The 17,147-nt window shown below is 68.5% G+C and carries 16 protein-coding genes; 8 read left to right on the forward strand and 8 right to left on the reverse strand.

Annotated elements, in window-relative coordinates; all coding sequences use genetic code 11:
- Positions 1 to 25 precede the first annotated feature (25 nt).
- The 3 genes from AC07NI_RS19285 (at position 26) to AC07NI_RS19295 (ending at position 4,878) form a co-directional block, all read left to right on the forward strand.
- Complete coding sequence (locus AC07NI_RS19285) at positions 26 to 1,414, forward strand: S41 family peptidase (protein WP_494622041.1); 1,389 nt, start codon at positions 26 to 28, stop codon at positions 1,412 to 1,414.
- 43 nt (positions 1,415 to 1,457) lie between these two features.
- On the forward strand, positions 1,458 to 1,814 hold the full coding sequence (locus AC07NI_RS19290) for a DUF1428 domain-containing protein (protein ID WP_494622043.1): 357 nt from the start codon (positions 1,458 to 1,460) through the stop codon (positions 1,812 to 1,814).
- A 331-nt stretch (positions 1,815 to 2,145) separates the two neighbouring features.
- Entirely contained in the window at positions 2,146 to 4,878 is a 2,733-nt protein-coding gene (locus AC07NI_RS19295) for a TonB-dependent receptor (protein ID WP_494622045.1), read from the forward strand.
- 3 nt (positions 4,879 to 4,881) lie between these two features.
- Here the strand turns inward: AC07NI_RS19295 and AC07NI_RS19300 are convergent, their stop codons facing one another.
- Complete coding sequence (locus AC07NI_RS19300; protein WP_494622047.1) at positions 4,882 to 5,694, reverse strand: tetratricopeptide repeat protein; 813 nt, start codon at positions 5,692 to 5,694, stop codon at positions 4,882 to 4,884.
- Between the two features lie 153 nt (positions 5,695 to 5,847).
- Here AC07NI_RS19300 and AC07NI_RS19305 point away from each other — a divergent pair, with 153 nt between their 5' ends.
- The 3 genes from AC07NI_RS19305 (at position 5,848) to AC07NI_RS19315 (ending at position 7,181) form a co-directional block, all read left to right on the forward strand.
- Positions 5,848 to 6,234, forward strand: a complete 387-nt coding sequence (locus tag AC07NI_RS19305) for a hypothetical protein (RefSeq protein WP_494622049.1) — start codon at positions 5,848 to 5,850, stop codon at positions 6,232 to 6,234.
- A gap of 63 nt (positions 6,235 to 6,297) precedes the next feature.
- Positions 6,298 to 6,633, forward strand: a complete 336-nt coding sequence (locus AC07NI_RS19310) for a GIY-YIG nuclease family protein (RefSeq protein ID WP_494622051.1) — start codon at positions 6,298 to 6,300, stop codon at positions 6,631 to 6,633.
- The gene (locus AC07NI_RS19315) at positions 6,633 to 7,181 is read left to right on the forward strand and encodes a DUF2239 family protein (protein ID WP_494622053.1); all 549 of its coding nucleotides are present in this window, start codon (positions 6,633 to 6,635) and stop codon (positions 7,179 to 7,181) included. The genes AC07NI_RS19310 and AC07NI_RS19315 overlap by 1 nt, the downstream gene beginning before the upstream one ends.
- Here AC07NI_RS19315 and AC07NI_RS19320 read toward each other — a convergent pair.
- Both AC07NI_RS19320 and AC07NI_RS19325 read right to left on the reverse strand, forming a co-directional pair.
- Positions 7,178 to 8,233, reverse strand: coding sequence for a ThuA domain-containing protein (locus tag AC07NI_RS19320; RefSeq protein ID WP_494622054.1), 1,056 nt, complete (start codon positions 8,231 to 8,233; stop codon positions 7,178 to 7,180). The two genes, AC07NI_RS19315 and AC07NI_RS19320, sit on opposite strands and share 4 nt — an antisense overlap.
- 7 nt (positions 8,234 to 8,240) lie before the next feature.
- Complete coding sequence (locus tag AC07NI_RS19325; protein WP_494622056.1) at positions 8,241 to 8,627, reverse strand: VOC family protein; 387 nt, start codon at positions 8,625 to 8,627, stop codon at positions 8,241 to 8,243.
- Between the two features lie 126 nt (positions 8,628 to 8,753).
- On the opposite strand from AC07NI_RS19325, the gene AC07NI_RS19330 reads away from it, so the two are divergent.
- Positions 8,754 to 9,191 (forward strand): hypothetical protein, encoded by a 438-nt coding sequence (locus AC07NI_RS19330; RefSeq protein WP_494622277.1) that lies wholly within the window; start codon positions 8,754 to 8,756, stop codon positions 9,189 to 9,191.
- Here AC07NI_RS19330 and AC07NI_RS19335 read toward each other — a convergent pair.
- Positions 9,188 to 10,201 carry an SDR family oxidoreductase gene (locus AC07NI_RS19335; RefSeq protein WP_494622058.1) on the reverse strand — a complete coding sequence of 338 codons (1,014 nt, stop codon included), beginning with the start codon at positions 10,199 to 10,201 and terminating at the stop codon, positions 9,188 to 9,190. The genes AC07NI_RS19330 and AC07NI_RS19335 overlap by 4 nt on opposite strands.
- Before the next feature lie 112 nt (positions 10,202 to 10,313).
- Here AC07NI_RS19335 and AC07NI_RS19340 point away from each other — a divergent pair, with 112 nt between their 5' ends.
- Complete coding sequence (locus AC07NI_RS19340) at positions 10,314 to 11,732, forward strand: MATE family efflux transporter (protein ID WP_494622060.1); 1,419 nt, start codon at positions 10,314 to 10,316, stop codon at positions 11,730 to 11,732.
- On the opposite strand, the gene AC07NI_RS19345 is transcribed toward AC07NI_RS19340, so the two are convergent.
- The 4 genes from AC07NI_RS19345 to AC07NI_RS19360 form a co-directional block, all read right to left on the reverse strand.
- The gene (locus AC07NI_RS19345; protein ID WP_494622062.1) at positions 11,729 to 12,625 is read right to left on the reverse strand and encodes a cobalamin biosynthesis protein CbiG; all 897 of its coding nucleotides are present in this window, start codon (positions 12,623 to 12,625) and stop codon (positions 11,729 to 11,731) included. The genes AC07NI_RS19340 and AC07NI_RS19345 overlap by 4 nt on opposite strands.
- 135 nt (positions 12,626 to 12,760) lie before the next feature.
- On the reverse strand, positions 12,761 to 14,752 hold the full coding sequence (mdoH, locus tag AC07NI_RS19350; protein WP_494622064.1) for a glucans biosynthesis glucosyltransferase MdoH: 1,992 nt from the start codon (positions 14,750 to 14,752) through the stop codon (positions 12,761 to 12,763).
- A 372-nt stretch (positions 14,753 to 15,124) separates the two neighbouring features.
- Positions 15,125 to 15,976 carry a 3-deoxy-8-phosphooctulonate synthase gene (gene kdsA / locus AC07NI_RS19355; protein WP_494622066.1) on the reverse strand — a complete coding sequence of 284 codons (852 nt, stop codon included), beginning with the start codon at positions 15,974 to 15,976 and terminating at the stop codon, positions 15,125 to 15,127.
- A 53-nt stretch (positions 15,977 to 16,029) separates the two neighbouring features.
- Positions 16,030 to 17,055 (reverse strand): NADP-dependent oxidoreductase, encoded by a 1,026-nt coding sequence (locus AC07NI_RS19360; protein ID WP_494622068.1) that lies wholly within the window; start codon positions 17,053 to 17,055, stop codon positions 16,030 to 16,032.
- Positions 17,056 to 17,147: the final 92 nt, after the last annotated feature.

Genomic DNA, 17,147 nt, shown 5'->3' on the forward strand with positions numbered 1-17,147 from the left:
TGGAGACATCTTCACCGTCGCCGCCATGAAACGTTTGAGTCTCCTGGCGGCCGTCGCCGTTCTCGCTATCGCCGGGCCGGCGTTGGCCGATAGTCCGTTCTGGCCGGTGCAGGCGAAGGGCCAGCCCGTGGCCGCCGAGCTGCGCGGGGCCTGGAAGTCGCGCGGCTATGGCTGGATCGTGCAGTTCGGGCCGGACGGCGCCCAGCTGTTCCAGACCGCTGGCGAGGCCTGCTATCCCGACCCGCGCCGCGAGCCCGATCCGGACGGCGTCATGAGCCTGTGGCGGGCCGAGGGGCAGGGGACGATCTCGCTGACCGGCAGCGCCGACAGCACGCGCTATCTGTTCGACAAGCTGCCGAACCTGCCCACGCCCTGCATCGCTGCGGCCGCCTGGACGCCCGACCGCATCGTCGCCTTCGCCGCCGACACCTTCGCCGCCTACTATCCGCGCTCGGCCGAGCGCAAGCTGGACTGGTCGGCGCGCAAGGCCGCCGCCTTGGCCCAGGTCAGCCCGACCGCCACCGACATGCAGCTGTGGACCGCGCTGTCGGGCCTGCTGGCCGGTCTCGACGATCCGCATGTCGAGCTGCACGGCATGGTCGGCGGGGCCCAGCGCGACCTGGAGCCGGGCGAGTCCCCAACCCTGAACCGCGTCCACGCCGCCGACCCGCAGGGCGAGGAGAAGGCCTGGCTGCAGGCCTATCGCGAAGGCATCCTGACCGGGATCCTGCAAGGCAAGGGGCGGCAGGCGGCCAACAACCGCGTGTTCTGGGGCCGGGTCGACGACATCGGCTACCTGAACATCGTCACCATGGGCGCCTTCGCCCGCAATGCCGCGCCGGACGATCCCCGGCCGCTGGACGCCGTGCTGGACGAGGCCCTGACCGCCTTTTCCGTGGCCAAGGCGGTGATCGTCGACGTCAGCAACAACCGCGGCGGCTACGACGTCATCGGCCAGCGGATCGCCGGCCGCTTCGCCGGCCAGCTGCGCGCGGCCTATGCCAAGGTCCCGGTCGGGGCCAAGGCGCCGCCGCAGCCGGTCAAGCTCGAGCCGGCCAGCGCGGTCAGCTTCACCGGGCCGGTCTACCTGGTCACCAGCGACATCACCGTCAGCGCCGGCGAGACCTTCACCCTGATGATGAAGGCCCTGCCCAATGTCACCCAGGTGGGCGGCACGACGCGCGGGGCGTTCTCGGACCAGCTGCCCAAGCCGCTGCCCAACGGTTGGGCCCTGGCCTTGCCGGCCGAGCTCTACAAGGGGCCGAACGGCGAGGACCTGGAGGGCAGGGGGCTGGTCCCCGACGTGCCCCTGGCGATCTTCCCGGACTCGGACCTGTCGGGCGGCCACGCCAAGGCGATCACGGGCCTGATCACGAAAATTCGCGACGGGAGTGTCGGAACACCCGGACACTGAACGTCCTTGTGTCGTCAACGACGACAACCCAGGGAGAAACGTCATGGCCTATGTCGATGGTTTCGTGCTCGCGGTGCCCAAGGACAAGCTGGACGCCTACAAGGCGATGGCCCAGCTGGGGGCCGAGGTCTGGATGGAGTACGGCGCGCTGTCCTACGTCGAGTGCTTCGGCGACGACGTGCCCTATGGCGAGCTGACCTCGTTCCCGCGCGCCGTCCAGGCCAAGGAGGACGAGGTCGTGGTGTTCTCGTGGATCACCTATACGGACCGCGCCAGCCGCGACGCGATCAACGCCAAGGTCATGGCCGACGAACGCATGAACGCCTATCAGCCGGACAACATGCCGTTTGACGGCAAGCGGATGATCTACGGCGGCTTCCAGCCCTTCCTCGAGAAGTAACACGCAAGGATTGCGTCGCTCGCTTCGGGGCGCTGCGAGCGACGCTTCCAATCCCCTGTTCGGGCGCCCTTGCGGCATGACGGCGCAGTTTGTTTCCGCACCGCAACATCGTTTCGCGTGCAACACGCGATGGCCGAAAATGTGACCAGATTTCAATGCCTGAACGCTGTTTAGGCGTTCGAAGACACACGAGTGTGCGCTTTATGCTGCATTGCTTTTTCTTAACGCCGGGGGGCGTTGCGGAGGGCGTCGCACCCCCGTAAGGAGCGGCAACCCAGCGTTGGCGCGGCCGAGCGACGACGTCCCTTGTCACTCGTGTTCTGTGGGCCTGATGACCCTTTCGACGATCCTGTTCTACGGACTGGCCTCGGCCGCGCTCGACCCCGTGACCGCCGCCTCGGCCGCGCCGGCGATCACAGCTCCGGCCCCGCCCGAGGCGGTCGCCGAGGCCGATCCGAAGAAGCCTCAGGTCAAGGACGACGGCCCCAACGAGGTCGAGGGCCTTGTCATCCAGGCCGATCCGCGCGGCAAGGTCGAGGGCAATATCGAGCCCGAGATCGAGCTGAACGAGGAAGAGATCAAGAGCTTCGGCGCCGGTTCGATCGGCGAGCTGCTCACCATGCTCACTCCGCAGACCACCAGCACGCGCGGCCGCGATGGCGGCGGCGGGCCGGTGCTGCTGATCAACGGCCGCCGCATCTCGGGCTTCCAGGAGATCCAGGGCATCCCGCCGGAAGCCATCGAGCGCTTCCAGGTGCTGCCCGAGGAGGTCGCGCTCAGCTACGGCTACAAGGCCGACCAGCGGGTCGTGAACATCATCCTCAAGAAGAACTACAACGCCCTCCAGGTGCAGGGCGCCGTGACGGTTGCCACGGATGGTGGCCGCGTCGCGCCGAACGTCGGCGGCAACCGCGTCAACATCGACGGCGACAAGCGCTGGAACGTCGACGTCCAGCTGTCGCACGACCCGTACCTGCTGGAGACCGACCGCAACATCGTGCGTTCGCCCAACGGCCAGCCGTTCGACCTCGTGGGCAACGTCGCCAGCCCGAACGGGAGCAACCTGGATCCGACCGTGGCGTCCAGCTTCGCGGGCGTGCCGGACTCGGCGGTGAACGGCCGCGCGCCGCTGGCCGACTTCGGTCCGCTGGCCGGCCGCTACAACACCGGCGACCTGACGGCCAGCCGCTCGCTGATCTCCAAGGCCGACAAGGGCACGTTCAAGGGCTCGATCAGCCGCGACCTGAACAAGCAGACGCAAGTGACGCTCAGCGGCAACCTGGAAGACAGCAGCAGCCACGCGCTGCTGGGCCTGCCGGGCATCGCCTTCACCCTGCCGGGCGGCAGCCCGTTCTCGCCGTTCTCGCAGGCGGTGACCGGCTATCGCTATATCGATGCGCCGGGCGCCCTGTCGCGCGACGTCGACACCCTGCGCACCCAGGTCAGCATGGCCGCCAACGGCCGGGTCAAGGATTGGCGCTGGAACGTCACCGGCGACTTCGACCGCACCAAGACCGACACCGAGACCGGCCGGGGCCTAGACGCCTCGGCGTTCCAGGCGGCGGTGGCGGCCGGCGACCCGACCGTCAATCCGTTCGGTGTCATCTCGCCCACGCTCTACAAGGCCATGGCGCCCGACACGGCTCACTCGATCTCGACCGCGGCCAGCGCGGAGCTCGTCCTGAACGGCAACCTGGTCATGCTGCCGGCCGGCGGCCTGCAGACGACGTTCAAGGTCGGGGCCAACAGCAAGGGCCTGGACTCCGAGACCGTCCGCTCGGGCGTGACCACCAAGCGCGACATCACGCGCACGACCGAGAGCTTCCAGAGCAGCTTCAACCTGCCGATCACCAGCACCCGCCAGAACGTTCTGGCCAAGCTGGGCGACCTGTCGGCCAACTTCAACGCCGGCTACGACAACCTGTCGGACCTGGGCGGGCTGACCACCCTGGGCGGGGGCCTGAACTGGTCGCCGATCAAGCCGCTCAGCTTCATCGCCAGCTACACCGACGAAGAGGGCGCGCCGACGACCAACCAGATCAACGATCCGACCGTGGTGACCCCGAACGTCTCGGTGTTCGACTTCACGACCGGCCAGACGGTGATCATCAGCCGCACCGACGGCGGCAATGCGAACCTGCTGAACGACAATCGCCAGGTCGCCAAGTTCGGCGTCAACTACAAGCCGTTCTCGAAGATCGAGCTGACCTTCAACGGCACCTACACGCGGTCCGAGATCAAGGACATGATCGCCAGCTTCCCGTCGATCACGCCGGACCTGGAGCGGGCCTTCCCGGACCGCTTCGTGCGCGACGCCTCGGGGCGCCTGCTGTCGATCGACGCGCGGCCGGTGAACTTCGCCAGCGCCCAGACCGAGAACATCCGCTGGGGCTTCAACCTGTTCAAGGCGATCGGCACGCCGACGCCGGGCGCGGCCAACCCGGGCGCGCGCTTTGGCGGCGGCGCGGGCGGTGGTCCTCCCGGCGGTGGCATGATGCGCATGGGCAGCCCTCCGGGCGGCGGTGGTCCCGGCGGCGGCATGGGTGGCCCGCCTCCCGGCATGATGCGACCGGGGCAGGGCCTCTTCCAGCTGTCGGTCTATCACACCTGGCGTCTCAGCGATGAGATCACGGTCCGCAAGGGCATGCCGGTTCTGGACCAGCTGGACGGCGCGGCGATCAGCAGCCGTAACGGCCAGGCGCGCCACGAGGTCTCGGTCCAGGGCGGCTACTTCAAGGACGGCCTGGGCTTCCGCTTCAACGGCGCCTGGAAGGCCTCGACCTGGGTCGACGGCGGCTCGACCGGCGGCCAGACCCTGTACTTCTCGGACCTGGCGACGCTGGGCGTGAACCTGTTCGCCACCTTCAACAGCCCCGCGCGCAAGGCTTTGGTCGACAAGCATCCGTTCCTGAAGGGCGCCCAGATGTCGCTGAACTTCGAGAACGTCTTCGACGCCAAGCAGTCTGTGCACGACCAGAACGGCGCGACGCCTCAGGCCTATCAGCGCGACTATCTGGACCCGCTGGGCCGGACGGTGCGCCTGGGCTTCCGCAAGCTGCTGTAGCGGTTATGGCTTGGCCGGGGCGGCGTCGCCGTCCTTGGCCTTGTCGCCGGTGACCAGGCCGATATCGGCCTGTGGGCCGCCGCGGCGCTGTTTCTGGATGTACTCCAGCTCGGCCTTGGCGCCGGCGTGGTTGGGCTCCAGCTTCAGCGCCGCCTCATAGGCGGCCTGGGCCTCGTCCAAGCGCTTCAGCTCGATCAGGGCGAAGCCCTTGCCGCGCAGCACCCGCGCCTCGCCGCCGGGCTCCAGCAGCTTGGTGATGAAGTCGATCTTCTCGGCGCTTTCGTAGAGATCCAGGGCGTCGGAGAAGCGCTTCAGCACCACCAGCGCGCCGCCCTTCTCGGTGATCAGGGCCAGGTTGTCGGGCTGGAAGGCCAGGCCCTTGTCCAGATAGGCGATGGCCGCGCGCGGGTCGCGCCGCTCGTTGGCGATCGAGCCCAGCAGCAGGGCGGCCATGGCGTAGGTGTTGAGGCTGGTGGCGACGGTTCCCGACTTGCCCTCCTTGCCGTTGAGCGCGCTGATCAGGATCGCGCCGCTCATGCCGGTCGTGCCCGAGCGCGAGCGGACGATGGTCGTGTCGCCCTGGCGTTCGATTTGCGGATAGCTGGCCGGGGCGTGGCTCAGGACCGTGGCCAGATCCTTTTCGAACGCCTTCGCGGCCTGCAGCGAGCCGGCCTGATAGGCCTTCTTCAGGACCTCCTGGTCCTGGGCTTCCTGCTCGGAGACCTTGAACTGGGTGATGGTCTGGGTCGGTCCAGCCAGGGCGGGCAGGGGCGCGCTCGCGAGGGCTACGGCGACGACAACGGCGATCCAGCGCATGGGAGCTCCTTGGTTGGTTGGAGCTTATGCTACATCTGTAATAAATCAACCTCCGCGTCAGTCGATACGTCGCATCGCGCCTCAACCCGTCCTTAAGCTGTGAGGCGCAGGCTTCCTGTCAGAACGGCCGATCTCGGCCGGATGGAGACCGTCATGGCGATCATGACTTCCAGCACCCGCCGCACCGGCGACCACTTCGAGCCCAACGACGTCGATCCCCAGGTCCAACGCCGCCTGCGCGGCTATCTGGAGCAGATCGACTATACCGCCTTCGCCTCGAACAAGGCGGTGCTAGGCGCGACCGTGCCGCACGCCGACGCCGGGCGCTTCCAGCGCCTGGCCGTGGCCACCGCGACCGCCCGCGCCAAGTGGGTGGCCGAGGCCGCGTCGATGGCCGACGCGGGCGCTACGCTGTCCGAGGCCCAGGTCGCCCGTCTGGCCCACCTGCGCACGGCCTATGAGGAGCTGGCCGCGGCCTATGAGGCGACCCGGCGTCTGGTCGAGCGGGGCTACGTCGCCTTCCGCGCTGCCGAAGGATAATACCCGGGCAATATTGACTTTGCATTTCATCCGGGTAAAAGGCGCGTCTCCGAGGAGATGAGCATGTCCGGACGCAAGGCGCTGCTGCGCGAATACAAGGAACGCAAGGTCGAGGCCGGCATCTACGCCGTGCGCTGCGTCCCGACCGGCCAGGCGTGGGTCGGCGTGGCGCCGGACCTGTCCAACCGTCAGAACGGCGTGTGGTTCTCGCTGCGTCTGGGTTCGCATCGCGAGAAGACCCTGCAGGCCGCCTGGAACACCCATGGCGCGGACGCCTTCGTGTTCGAGGCCGTCGAAGTGGTCGACACCGAGGGCCTAGACGGGGCCATGAAGACCTCGAAACTCAAGGATCGCCGCGCCCACTGGGTCCAGGCGCTGAACGCCACGGGGCTGAACTGATGGACGAGCTCTTTGTCGTGTTCCACGGCCAAGCCCGCGTGGCGGTCGGTTCGCGCCTAGACGCGGCCCTGGCGGCGCAGAGGCTGATCGGCGAGGCGGGGGTGCTGATCTTCGACCCCACGGGCCGGTCGGTGGACTTCGACCTCAGCGGCGGACCCGAGGCCCTGGCCGTGCGTCTTGCGCCGCCGGAGGAGGCCCCGCGTGGACGTGGCCGTCCCAAGCTGGGCGTGGTGGCGCGCGAGGTGACCCTGCTGCCCCGCCACTGGGACTGGCTGGCTTCGCAGCCCGGCGGCGCCTCGGTGGCCCTGCGCAAGCTGGTCGAGGCCGCGCGCCGGGCCAGCGAAGGCCCTGACCGTATCCGCGCCGCCCGCGAGGCGGCCTACCGCTTCGCCTCGGCGATCGGCGGCGACCTGCCGGACTTCGAGGAGGCCATGCGGGCCCTGTTCGCCGGCGACGATGCGGGCTTCGAGGCGCGGATCCAGGCCTGGCCGGCGGACATCGCCAGCCAGCTGCGGACCTACGCTGCCGAGGCCTTCGGCGAGGCTTAGCCGCCCGACTTCGCCACGACGTCGTCCAGCACCGCCTTGTAGGCCGCGTCGAACGGGGCCTTGTCGCTGTCGGGCTTGGCGGGCCACAGCGGACGCAGGGCCGCCGTGCGCGCGGCGGCGTCGCGCAGCCAGGCCGGATCGGCCTTGGAAAGCTTGGCCAGGCGCGCCTCGACCTCGGCCTTGGGGCGGCCGTCATAGGCCAACAGCGAGCGCAGGGCCCACAGGGCCTGCTCGTCCGGATTGGGCTTGGCCGCGCCCGGCTTGCGGTGGGCGGTCCAGCGCACGGCCTCCAGGATCTGGGCGCGATAGAGCGGGTCGTTCCAGGTGCTGGGCGTGTGGCCGATGCTGGTCTGGAACAGGCGGCCCTGGCCGATCTGGCGGGTCCAGGTGACCGGCACGAACCACGGGCGCTTCAGGGCCATGTCGGTGAAGTCCAGCGCCTGCAGCGCGCGGACCTTGGTCGGGTCATAGTCCGAGTACTGATAGATCTCCTCGGCATAGGGGAAGCGGGCCGGCCAGGCGGTGTTGACCGGGTCCTTGCCGCCCAGCGCCTGGACCGTGATCGGGGTCCCTTGCGTCCAAGGATGGCCGGCGAACTTGCCGTTGATGAAGGCGGTGTAGGTCTGGCCGGGGCCGGCATAGTCCCAGTGGGTGTCGGTGGCGCTGTGCAGGCCCACGAACCCGCCCTTGCCGCTCTCGACCCACTTCTGGACGGCCGCCCAGTTCTCGGCCGAGATCGGCAGCTCGCCGGTCGTGTAGAAGATCAGGACGTCGATGCTCTTCAGCTTCTCCGGCGTGATCACCCGGGCGTCCTGGGTGGACTCGACGGTGAAGGCGCCGGTCTTGGCCCCGATCTCGGCCAGGGCGATCTCGGACTGCGTCGGACCGTTGCTGTTGGCCGGGCGCGCGACCGGCCTGTGCACGAACCCGACCGACTGGTCGAGATAGAGCACGCGGATCTTGGCCATTCCTTTTGGAGAAGGTTGGGCGGCTTCGGCGACGGAAACGGAGAGCGCGGCGACCGCCGCAAGCAGGGTCAGCAGTCGGCGCATCAATGTCTCAATTCTTGGGTTGCAGCAGGTCCCAGCGATTGCCGGAAAGGTCCTCGAACACCGCCACCGTGCCGTAGGCCTCGTGACGGGGCTCTTCCAGGAAGGTGACGCCGGCGGCGCTCATGCGGGCGTGGTCGCCGGCGAAGTCGTCCGTGTGCAGGAACAGCCAGACGCGTCCGCCGCCCTGGCGGCCGATGGCCTCGGCCTGGTCGCCGGTGGCGCGGGCCAGCAGGAAGTTGGTGCCGTCGCTGCCGGGCGAGACCACGACCCAGCGCTTGCCGTGGCCCATGTCGGTGTTCTCGACCAGGGTGAAGCCCAGCTTGCCGACATAGAAGCCGATGGCCTCGTCATAGTCGGCGACCAGCAAGGACACGAGCGCGACGCGGCGGGCCATTTTTTCGACTCCCTGAATTGAGTCGAGTGCATAGCACGCCGCCGTCGGTTTAGGGTCGGGCGTCCCTTCAAGGAGATCGCCATGAGCCACCCCGCCCTCTGGGTCCTGTCCTTCGCGCTGGGCGCCATGGCCGAGACCAAGATCACCCCGGTCGCCGCCAAGGACCTGCCGGCCGCCGTGGTCTCGGTCGTCAAGGCCGCCGCGCCGGGCCTGACCATCAAGGAAGCCGAGTTCAAGGAGCGCGAGGACCGCCGCTACTACGACGTCGAGGGCCACATGCCCGACGGCTCGGAGATCGAGTTCGACCTGCTGGAGAAGAACGGCGCCTGGGAGATCGTCGAGACCCAGCGCGACGTCGCCTGGGCCAATGCGCCGAAGATCGTCCGCGACACCGCCGCCGCCTCGGGCAAGGCGATCAAGCCGGTGCGGGTGATCGAGAGCAAGCAGGCCGACGGCATGCTGATCTACGAACTGTTCGCGGCCGGCAAGCCCGAGGAGCCGTCGATGGAGGTCAGCCTCAAGGACGGCCAGGCCAAGGTGCTGGCGGAGGTTTGGCCGCACTAGCCTCCAGCATACCCGCCAATGATCGGCAGGATCTCGCCGGTGATGTAGCTGGCGGTCTGGGGCGAGGCGAGGAACACGTAGGCCGGTGCGATCTCCTCCGGCTGGGCGGCGCGCTTCATCGGGGTCTTGGCCCCGAACTGGGCGACGTCCGGCCCCAGCTTGTCGGCCGGGTTCAGCGGGGTCCAGACGGGACCCGGCGCCACGGCGTTCACGCGGATGCCCTTCTCGATCAGGTGGGTGGCCAGCGAGCGGGTGAAGGCGTGGATGCCGCCCTTGGTCATCGAGTAGTCCAGCAGGTCCTTGTTGCCGAGCAGGCCGGTGACCGAGCCGGTGTTGATGATAGAGCCGCCATTGGGCAGGTGCTTCACCGCCGCCTTGGCCATGTGGAAATAGCCGTAGAGGTTGGTCCGCAGGGTGCGGTCGAAGTGCTCTTCGGTCAGGTCCTCGAAGTCGAGCACGTGCTCCTGGAAGGCGGCGTTGTTGACCAGGATGTCGAGGCGGCCCAGTTCGGCCACTGTCTTCTCGACCGCCGCCTTGGCGTAGGCCGGATCGGCGACGTCGCCGGGCAGCAGAATGGCGCGGCGGCCTTCGGCCTCGACGGCCATGCGGGTCAGGTTGGCGTCGTGGTCCTCGTTCAGATAGCCGATCGCCACGTCCGCGCCCTCGCGGGCGAACAGCACCGCCACGGCCCGGCCGATGCCGCTGTCGGCGCCGGTGATCAGGGCGACCTTGTGCTCCAGCTTGCCCGAGCCTCTGTAGAACGGCGCGTCGTACATCGGGGCGGGATCGAGCGCGGCCTCGTCGCCGGGCTTGGCCTGGTGCTGCTCGGGGTAGGGCGGAGCCGGGTAGGGACGGGCGCCGGCCTGCATGGCGCGGCTGCGCTTGGGGTCCTCTTCTTTCGGCTTGAACGAGCGCTCCTCCTTGGCGTCCAGCGGGGCCTGGATGTCGCGATAGGCCTGGGCGATGCGGTCGCCGGTCTGCTCGAACTCGGGGGTCTGGGTCTCGGACATCGGGCGCTCCTGAAGGGCTGACCCGAAGAACCGCTGGCTGCTCTCGATGTTCCAAGCCTTGCCGAAAGCGGGTTGCCGCAAAAGCAGGCATGGGTCAGGTTGCGCCCCTTCTTTGACATTGGTGACCACCATGCCGCGCGACGCGGCCGGAACGGCGCTCCCCTCGGAGCGGCCGCGCGGCCCCATTCTGACCGATCTGCTCGAACTGCTCCGCTTGGCGGGGCCGGTCGTGCTGTCGCGCCTGGGCATCATGGTCATGGGCCTGACCGACGCCATCGTCGTCGGCCACTTCTCGGCCCGGCAACTGGGCTTCCACGCGATGGCCTGGGCCCCGACCTCGGTGTTCGTCACCGCCACGGTCGGCCTGCTGGTCGGCGTGCAGGTGATGACCGCCCGCGCCATCGGAGCCGGCAATCCGCACGAGACAGGCGCGGTGCTGCGGCGGGGCCTCAGCTACGGCGCCTGGCTGGGCCTGGGCTCGGCGGCGCTGCTGGCGCTGTTCGGGCCTTTGTTCCTGCACGCCATGGGCTTGAAGGACGGCCTGGCCGACGGGGCGACCGCGCCGCTGATCGTCTTCTCGCTGTCGCTGCCGGTCTATGCGATCTCGGTGGTGCTGACCTTCTGGCTGGAAGGCCTGGCGCGGCCGGCGCCGGGGGCGGTGATGATGTGGCTGGCCAATGTCGTCAACCTGGCCGCCAACCTGCTGTTCGTGCCCGGCACCTTCGGCCTGCCGGCCTTGGGCGCGGTCGGCGGCGCCTGGTCGACCTTTGTGGCCCGCACCGCTCTGGCGGTGGCCCTGGCGATCTATGTCCTGCGCATGAAGGAGTCCCGCGAGCTGGGCGTCTTCGACAAGCCGGCCCGCAACAAGGCCGCGGAGATCGAGCAGCGCAAGATCGGCTACGGCGCGGGCGCGTCAAACTTCTTCGAGGTCTCGGCCTTCGCCGGCATGAACCTGATCTGCGGCTGGATCGGCAGCCTCGCCGTGGCCGCCTACACCGTGGTGCTGAACGTCTCGGCCATCGTCTTCATGGTCCCGCTGGGCGTGGCCACGGCCACCGCCGTGCAGGTCGGCCGGGCCTATGGCGCGCGCGATCCGGAAGGGATGAAGCGGGCCGGCTGGATCGCCTTCGCGGTGATCGCGGTGATCGGGACGCTGTTTGGCCTGCTGCTCTATCCGGCCAAGCACTGGGTGGCCCTGGCCTATACGACCGACCCGGCGGCCATGACGCTGATCCTGCCGGCGATGGCGCTGGCCTGTCTGTTCTTCGCGCCCGACGCGGTGCAGGTGGTGGCCGCTCAGGCTCTGCGGGCGCGCGGCGAGGTGTGGATCCCGACGGTGACCCACCTGATCAGCTACGCGCTGGTCATGGGACCGCTGGCCTGGTGGCTGGCGATCCCGCGCGGCATGGGCCTGAACGGGGTGCTGATCTCGATCATCATCACCAGCTTCCTGGCCGCCGGCTTCCTGCTCTTCAGGTTCCGGATGCTGGACTGGCGGGACCGCAAGCTGGCGGAAGAGAAGGGGGGCTAGGCCCCCAGAATCCAGCCCTCTTCGGTCGCGGCCGCTTCCAGAGCTTCCTCGGACAGGCCCTTGGGCGCATCGAACACCGCGCCCAGCTTGCCGGCTTCGTCCAGCTTGGCGAAGTGCTCGGCCAGGGTGCGCACCTGGGTCAGGTCCTTGATCTCGCCGTGCACAGGGGCGGGCTTGATCAGCGACGGATAGACCTCGGCCGTCACCACGGCGACGCCCTCGAGGTCGGCCTCGGTCAGGGTCTTGAAGCCGGTCTCGAACGGCCACACCCGCACGGCGTCGCCGCGCGCGTCTTTCAGGCGGCGCACGGCCGGGATGCCCATGATCGCCTGACCACCGACCGAGCCGTTGTAGTAGAGCTTCCAGATCGAGTGCGCGCCCTTGGCGGCCTCGTCGGCATAGCGGAATTCGGGCAGGTCATCCGCGCCATGCTCTCGCGGGCGCTTGGGCTGCAGGGTCGTCAGGGCGTCCTTGGGCGGGCAGCCCCAGAACGGGAAGGGCCCGCCGGTCAGGCGACGGTTGATCTCCGAGCCGACGCCGAAGCGGTTGTTGGTGTTGTCGGCCTTGTCCTTGACCATCTTCGCCAGCTGGTCCCACACCGCGCGCCAGGCGGTCTCGCCGGGCAGCGACAGCGCCTTGGACAGCCCGCGCGGGAAGCCCAGCGGGAAGTCGAAGCCGACCAGGGCCCGCTCACCGCGCTTCTTCAGGTCGTCGAGGATGGCGGCCAGCTTCGTCTCGGCCTCGCCACGCGTCGCGGGGTTGAAGCTCTCGAAGGTCAGCCGGAAGCGCACGTCGCGCTTGAGCACGCCGATCCAGATGGAGTCGGCGCCCGTCGTCGGCTTGGCCGCGGCGCTCCAGTCGACGATCACATAGGCGCTGAACAGACGCGACACGATACGCGGCTCCCCGGGAAGGACAGGAAGCCGCGCTTCTACTCCGGCGCGAACTTCAGGGCCAGCCCGGGAGCGGCCCGCAAACGAAAAGAGCCCGTCCTTTCGGACGGGCTCTGGAGCGTTTCAGCGGCGAGATCAGGCCGCGTCGCGGATCTTGGTGGTCGGGCCGATCGGGCGACCGTCGCGGGCGAACCAGCGGATCGGCGGCTCGGCGGCGGTGCCCAGGGCCGCGCGGACGATGGCCGGCGGGCGGCGCTCTTCCGGGGTCATGAACAGGCCATTGGTCTTGACCTTCAGGCCGGCGATCTTGTTGGCGCCCAGCATGGTCAGCGGCACGGCCAGGACCAGACCCAGCAGGATCGGGGCGGTCGCGGTGAACAGGTCCGGCGTGAACCAGAACATGCCGCCCAAGACGAGGCCCGTGGCGCTGATCCAGCCCATGGCGGCCGAGGCCTCCTTGAAGCTGACCTTGTCGGCGTCGCGGCGTTGGGTGGCCCAGCCGCCGACCTTGCCGGCCATGATCTCGACGATCGCCCGGGTCTGGGTGAACATCAGCATCGGGGCGACCAGGGCCGAGAGCAGCATCTCGACGGCCAGACCGGCCGCGACGCGGCGCTTGCCGCCGAAGCCCTTGATCTCGGCCTTGCGGCTGAAGACCAGGATCGAACCCATGATCTTGGGGCCGAACAGCAGCAGGAAGGTGATGATCATGGCCCAGGCGGTGGCCTGGATCTCGCGCCAGTCGATCAGGGCGTGGGCGGCGGCCTGCAGGTCGGCCATGGTGAAGGCCGCCTTTTTCAGCTCGGGCATCAGGGCGCGCGAGGTGATGCCGGCCGACAGGGCGATGAACCACAGCGGCGACAGGGCGTAGCTCAGCACGCCGATCACCAGGTGCATGCGGCTCATCCAGTGCAGGCCGGGCAAGGCGACCAGCGGCACGTGCTGGACATTGCCCCGGCACCAGCGACGGTCGCGGGTGGCGAAGTCCAGCAGGTTCGAGGGGCTCTCCTCGTACGAGCCTTCCAGGTATGGAGCCAGGTGCACGCTCCAGCCGCCGCGGCGCAGCAGGGCGCTTTCCAGGGCGTCGTGGCTCATCACCTCGCCGCCGAACGGCTTGGGGCCGCCCAGGTGGGGCAGGCCGCAGGTCTCGGCGAAGGCGCGGGTGCGGACGATGGCGTTGTGGCCCCAGAAGGAGCTCTCCGTGCCCGACCACCAGGCCAGGCCCGTCCAGGCGACGCGGCCGTACAGGCGCGTGGCGAACTGCAGGGTGCGGGCGAAGATCGTCTGGCCGTTGATGATCATCGGCATGGTCTGGATCAGGCCGGCGCCCGGGTGACGCTCCATGGCGTCGGCCAGGCGGACCATGGCCTCGCCGGTCATCAGGCTGTCGGCGTCCAGGACCAGCATGTGCTCGTAGGCGCTGCCCCAGCGGCGCACCCAGTCGGCGACGTTGCCGGCCTTGCGGCCCGTGTTTTCCTTGCGGACGCGGTAGTAGACGTTGCTGTGGGCCTCGCGGCGGAAGCGGGCGAAGCAGGCCTGCTCGGCCAGCGCCACCTGGGCGTCGCGGGTGTCGCTGAGCACGAAGATGTCGAAGTGGCGGCTCATACCGGTCTCGGCGACCGAGGCGTCCATGGCGCGCAGGCGAGCGAAGACGGCGGCGGCGTCCTCGTTGTGCACCGGCATCAGGATGGCGGTGCGCGTGTGCAGCTTGGGCATCGGGGCCTCGCCGTCGATGCCCAGCGGATCCTTGGGCTTGCCCAGCAGGATGATGAAGCCGGCGACGGCCGTGCAGAACCACAGCGACAGGGCCAGGAACAGCGGGGCCAGCAGGGTCAGGACCACGCCTTCCAGGCGGGTCACGCCACCAAGCGCGATGGTGTCGAAGGTGGCCTTCCAGCCGGCGAAGCCCATGACGATGGTCGCCAGGGCCACGACCCAGCGGCGCATGGTCATGTTGGCGGCCACGGCGGCGGCGCGGCGCGAACCGCCTTGCCAGAAGCCCAGCGGCTGGACCGGCATGGCCAGCGGCACTTCGGCCGGGATTTCCACCGTGTCACGGCGAACGACCTGATCGAGGGTCACGCTCGTGGAAGAGCGCACGTCGAAGAGGCTGGAGCGATCGCTCATGTCGGCAAATCTCGGGGCTGTTCCGGCGTGGAAGGTCGCCGGTTCCGCCTAGAGTAAAACTTCGATCACAAATTCGCTACCGGAAATCACGCGGATTTCGCAGTTGCGAGAAAAAACCTTGGTGACGCCTTCCGTAGCGGAGGCTCGCCGATTTGGGGAATTTCTGTAATTGGCTGTAATTTATAGGATTTCTTAAATTTCTCTAAGCTCGACCATTCGGAAAGGGTTATCAAGCTAGGCCGTGAAGCTCATCACGTTCGCGCGGCGCGGGAGCGCCGAAAGGGGATTGAACGCCCGCCGCCTGGCGACTCGTCGCGCGTGATTTCGACCGGGAAGAGCCGAATTCTCACGCGCGATCACGGAGCCGCGAGCTTACGCTCGCACCACTTCGTGCAGGGCCTTCAGGGTCTTCAGCAGCGCCGCCGCGCCATCCAGCGGCAGGCAGCTGGGGCCGTCGCACAGGGCCTTGTCCGGGTCCGGGTGGAATTCCAGGAAGATCGCGTCGGCCCCGGCCGCCATGGCCGCCTTGGCGATGATCGGCACGCCGGCGCGGCGACCGCCCGTCGAGGCCCCGCCGGTGCGCGGATCAGCGCCCGGCAGTTGCACGGCGTGGGTGGCGTCGATCGACACCGGCACGCCCAGGGCCTGCATCTCGGCGATGCCCAGCATGTCGACCACCAGGTTGTTGTAGCCGAACGAGGCGCCGCGCTCGCACAGCATGATCTCCAGGTCCGGCGCGGCCTCGCGGGCCTTGCTGATGATGTTCTTGCAGTCCCAGGGCGCGATGAACTGCGCCTTCTTGGCGTGCATGATGCCCTGTTGGGCGGCCGTGGCCCGGGCGGTGGCGACGATCAGGTCGGTCTGGCGCACCAGGAAGGCGGGGACCTGGACCAGGTCGGCGACGGCGGCGACCGGTTCGGCCTGCTCGACCTCGTGCAGGTCGGTGCAGATCGGCACGTTCAGCTGGCGCTTGACCTCGGCCAGCACCTTCAGGCCTTCCTCAAGGCCCGGGCCGCGATAGCTCTTGATCGACGAGCGGTTGGCCTTGTCGAAGCTGGCCTTGAAGACATAGGGCAGGCCGAGGTCGGCGCAGATCGCCTTCAGCTCGGTCCCGACCTCCAGCGCCAGGTCCAGGTTCTCCAGCACGTTCAGGCCGGCGATCACCGCCAGCGGCTGGCCGTCGCCGATCGAGATGTTCCAGCGCTTGAGGTGGGCGACGGGCATGCGGAATCTCCTGGGGGCAGATGGCGTCATCTACCCCCAGGCGATGGCGAGAACTAGCCCAGCTTCACCAGCATCTTGCCCATGTTCTCACCCGAGAACAGCTTGATGAAGGCGTCCGGGGCGCGCTCGACGCCGTCTTCGACGGTTTCCTTCCAGGTGATCTTGCCGGCCTTGATCCACTCGCCGATGTCCTTGGCGAACTGCGGATAGAGGTCGTAGTGGTTGGAGACGATGAAGCCCTCCAGGCGCAGGCTCTTGCCGACGGCCAGGATGATGTTGGACGGGCCCTCGGCCTTACCGGTCTCGTTATATTGCGAGATCATCCCGCACAGGGCGAAGCGGGCGAAGGGGCGGGCCGAGTTGATGGCCGCTTCCAGGTGGATGCCACCGACGTTCTCGAAATAGACGTCGATGCCCTTGGGGGCGACCTTGGCCAGTTCGGCGACGACGTCGGGCGTGGCCTTGTAGTCGATGACGTGGTCGACGCCGATCGACTTCAGGAACGCCACCTTCTCGGGCCCGCCGGCCGAGCCGATCACGGTGTGGCCCTTCAGCTTGGCGATCTGGCAGACGATCGAGCCCACCGCGCCGGCGGCCGCCGAGACGAACACCACGTCACCGTCCTTCAGCGCCGCGATCTTCAGCAGGCCGACATAGGCGGTCATGCCCGGCATGCCGGCCACGCCGAGGAAGGCTTGGGGCGGCACGCCCTGCGTGTCGACCTTGGTGATCGCGCCCATGCCGGCGGCGGCCAGGGCTTTCGGATTGGCGTTGAAGGCCTCGCGCCAGCCGAACATCGAGTTGACGATGTCGCCCGGCTTGAAGTCCGGATCGTTGGAGGCCGTGACCTCGCCGATCGCGCCGCCCTGCAGGGCCTGGCCGATCTGGAACGGCGGCACATAGCTGGGGCGATCGTACATGCGGCCGCGCATATAGGGGTCGACCGACATCCACAGGTTCCGGACCTGGACCTCGCCATCGCCCGGCGCGGCCAGCTCGACGGTGGCCAGGTCGAAGTCGGAAACCTGGGGCACGCCCACGGGACGGCTCTTCAGGCGGATTTCGCGCGAGGTGGTCATGGTGGTTCCTCCCAAGGCTCTTGGTGAGCGTTGCTAATTTAAACGGATGTTTAGCGCGTCCTTACGGGAGGCTCCAGTGCTTCTATGCGTCA

Source organism: Caulobacter sp. GW821-FHT10E02 (assembly GCF_059415225.1).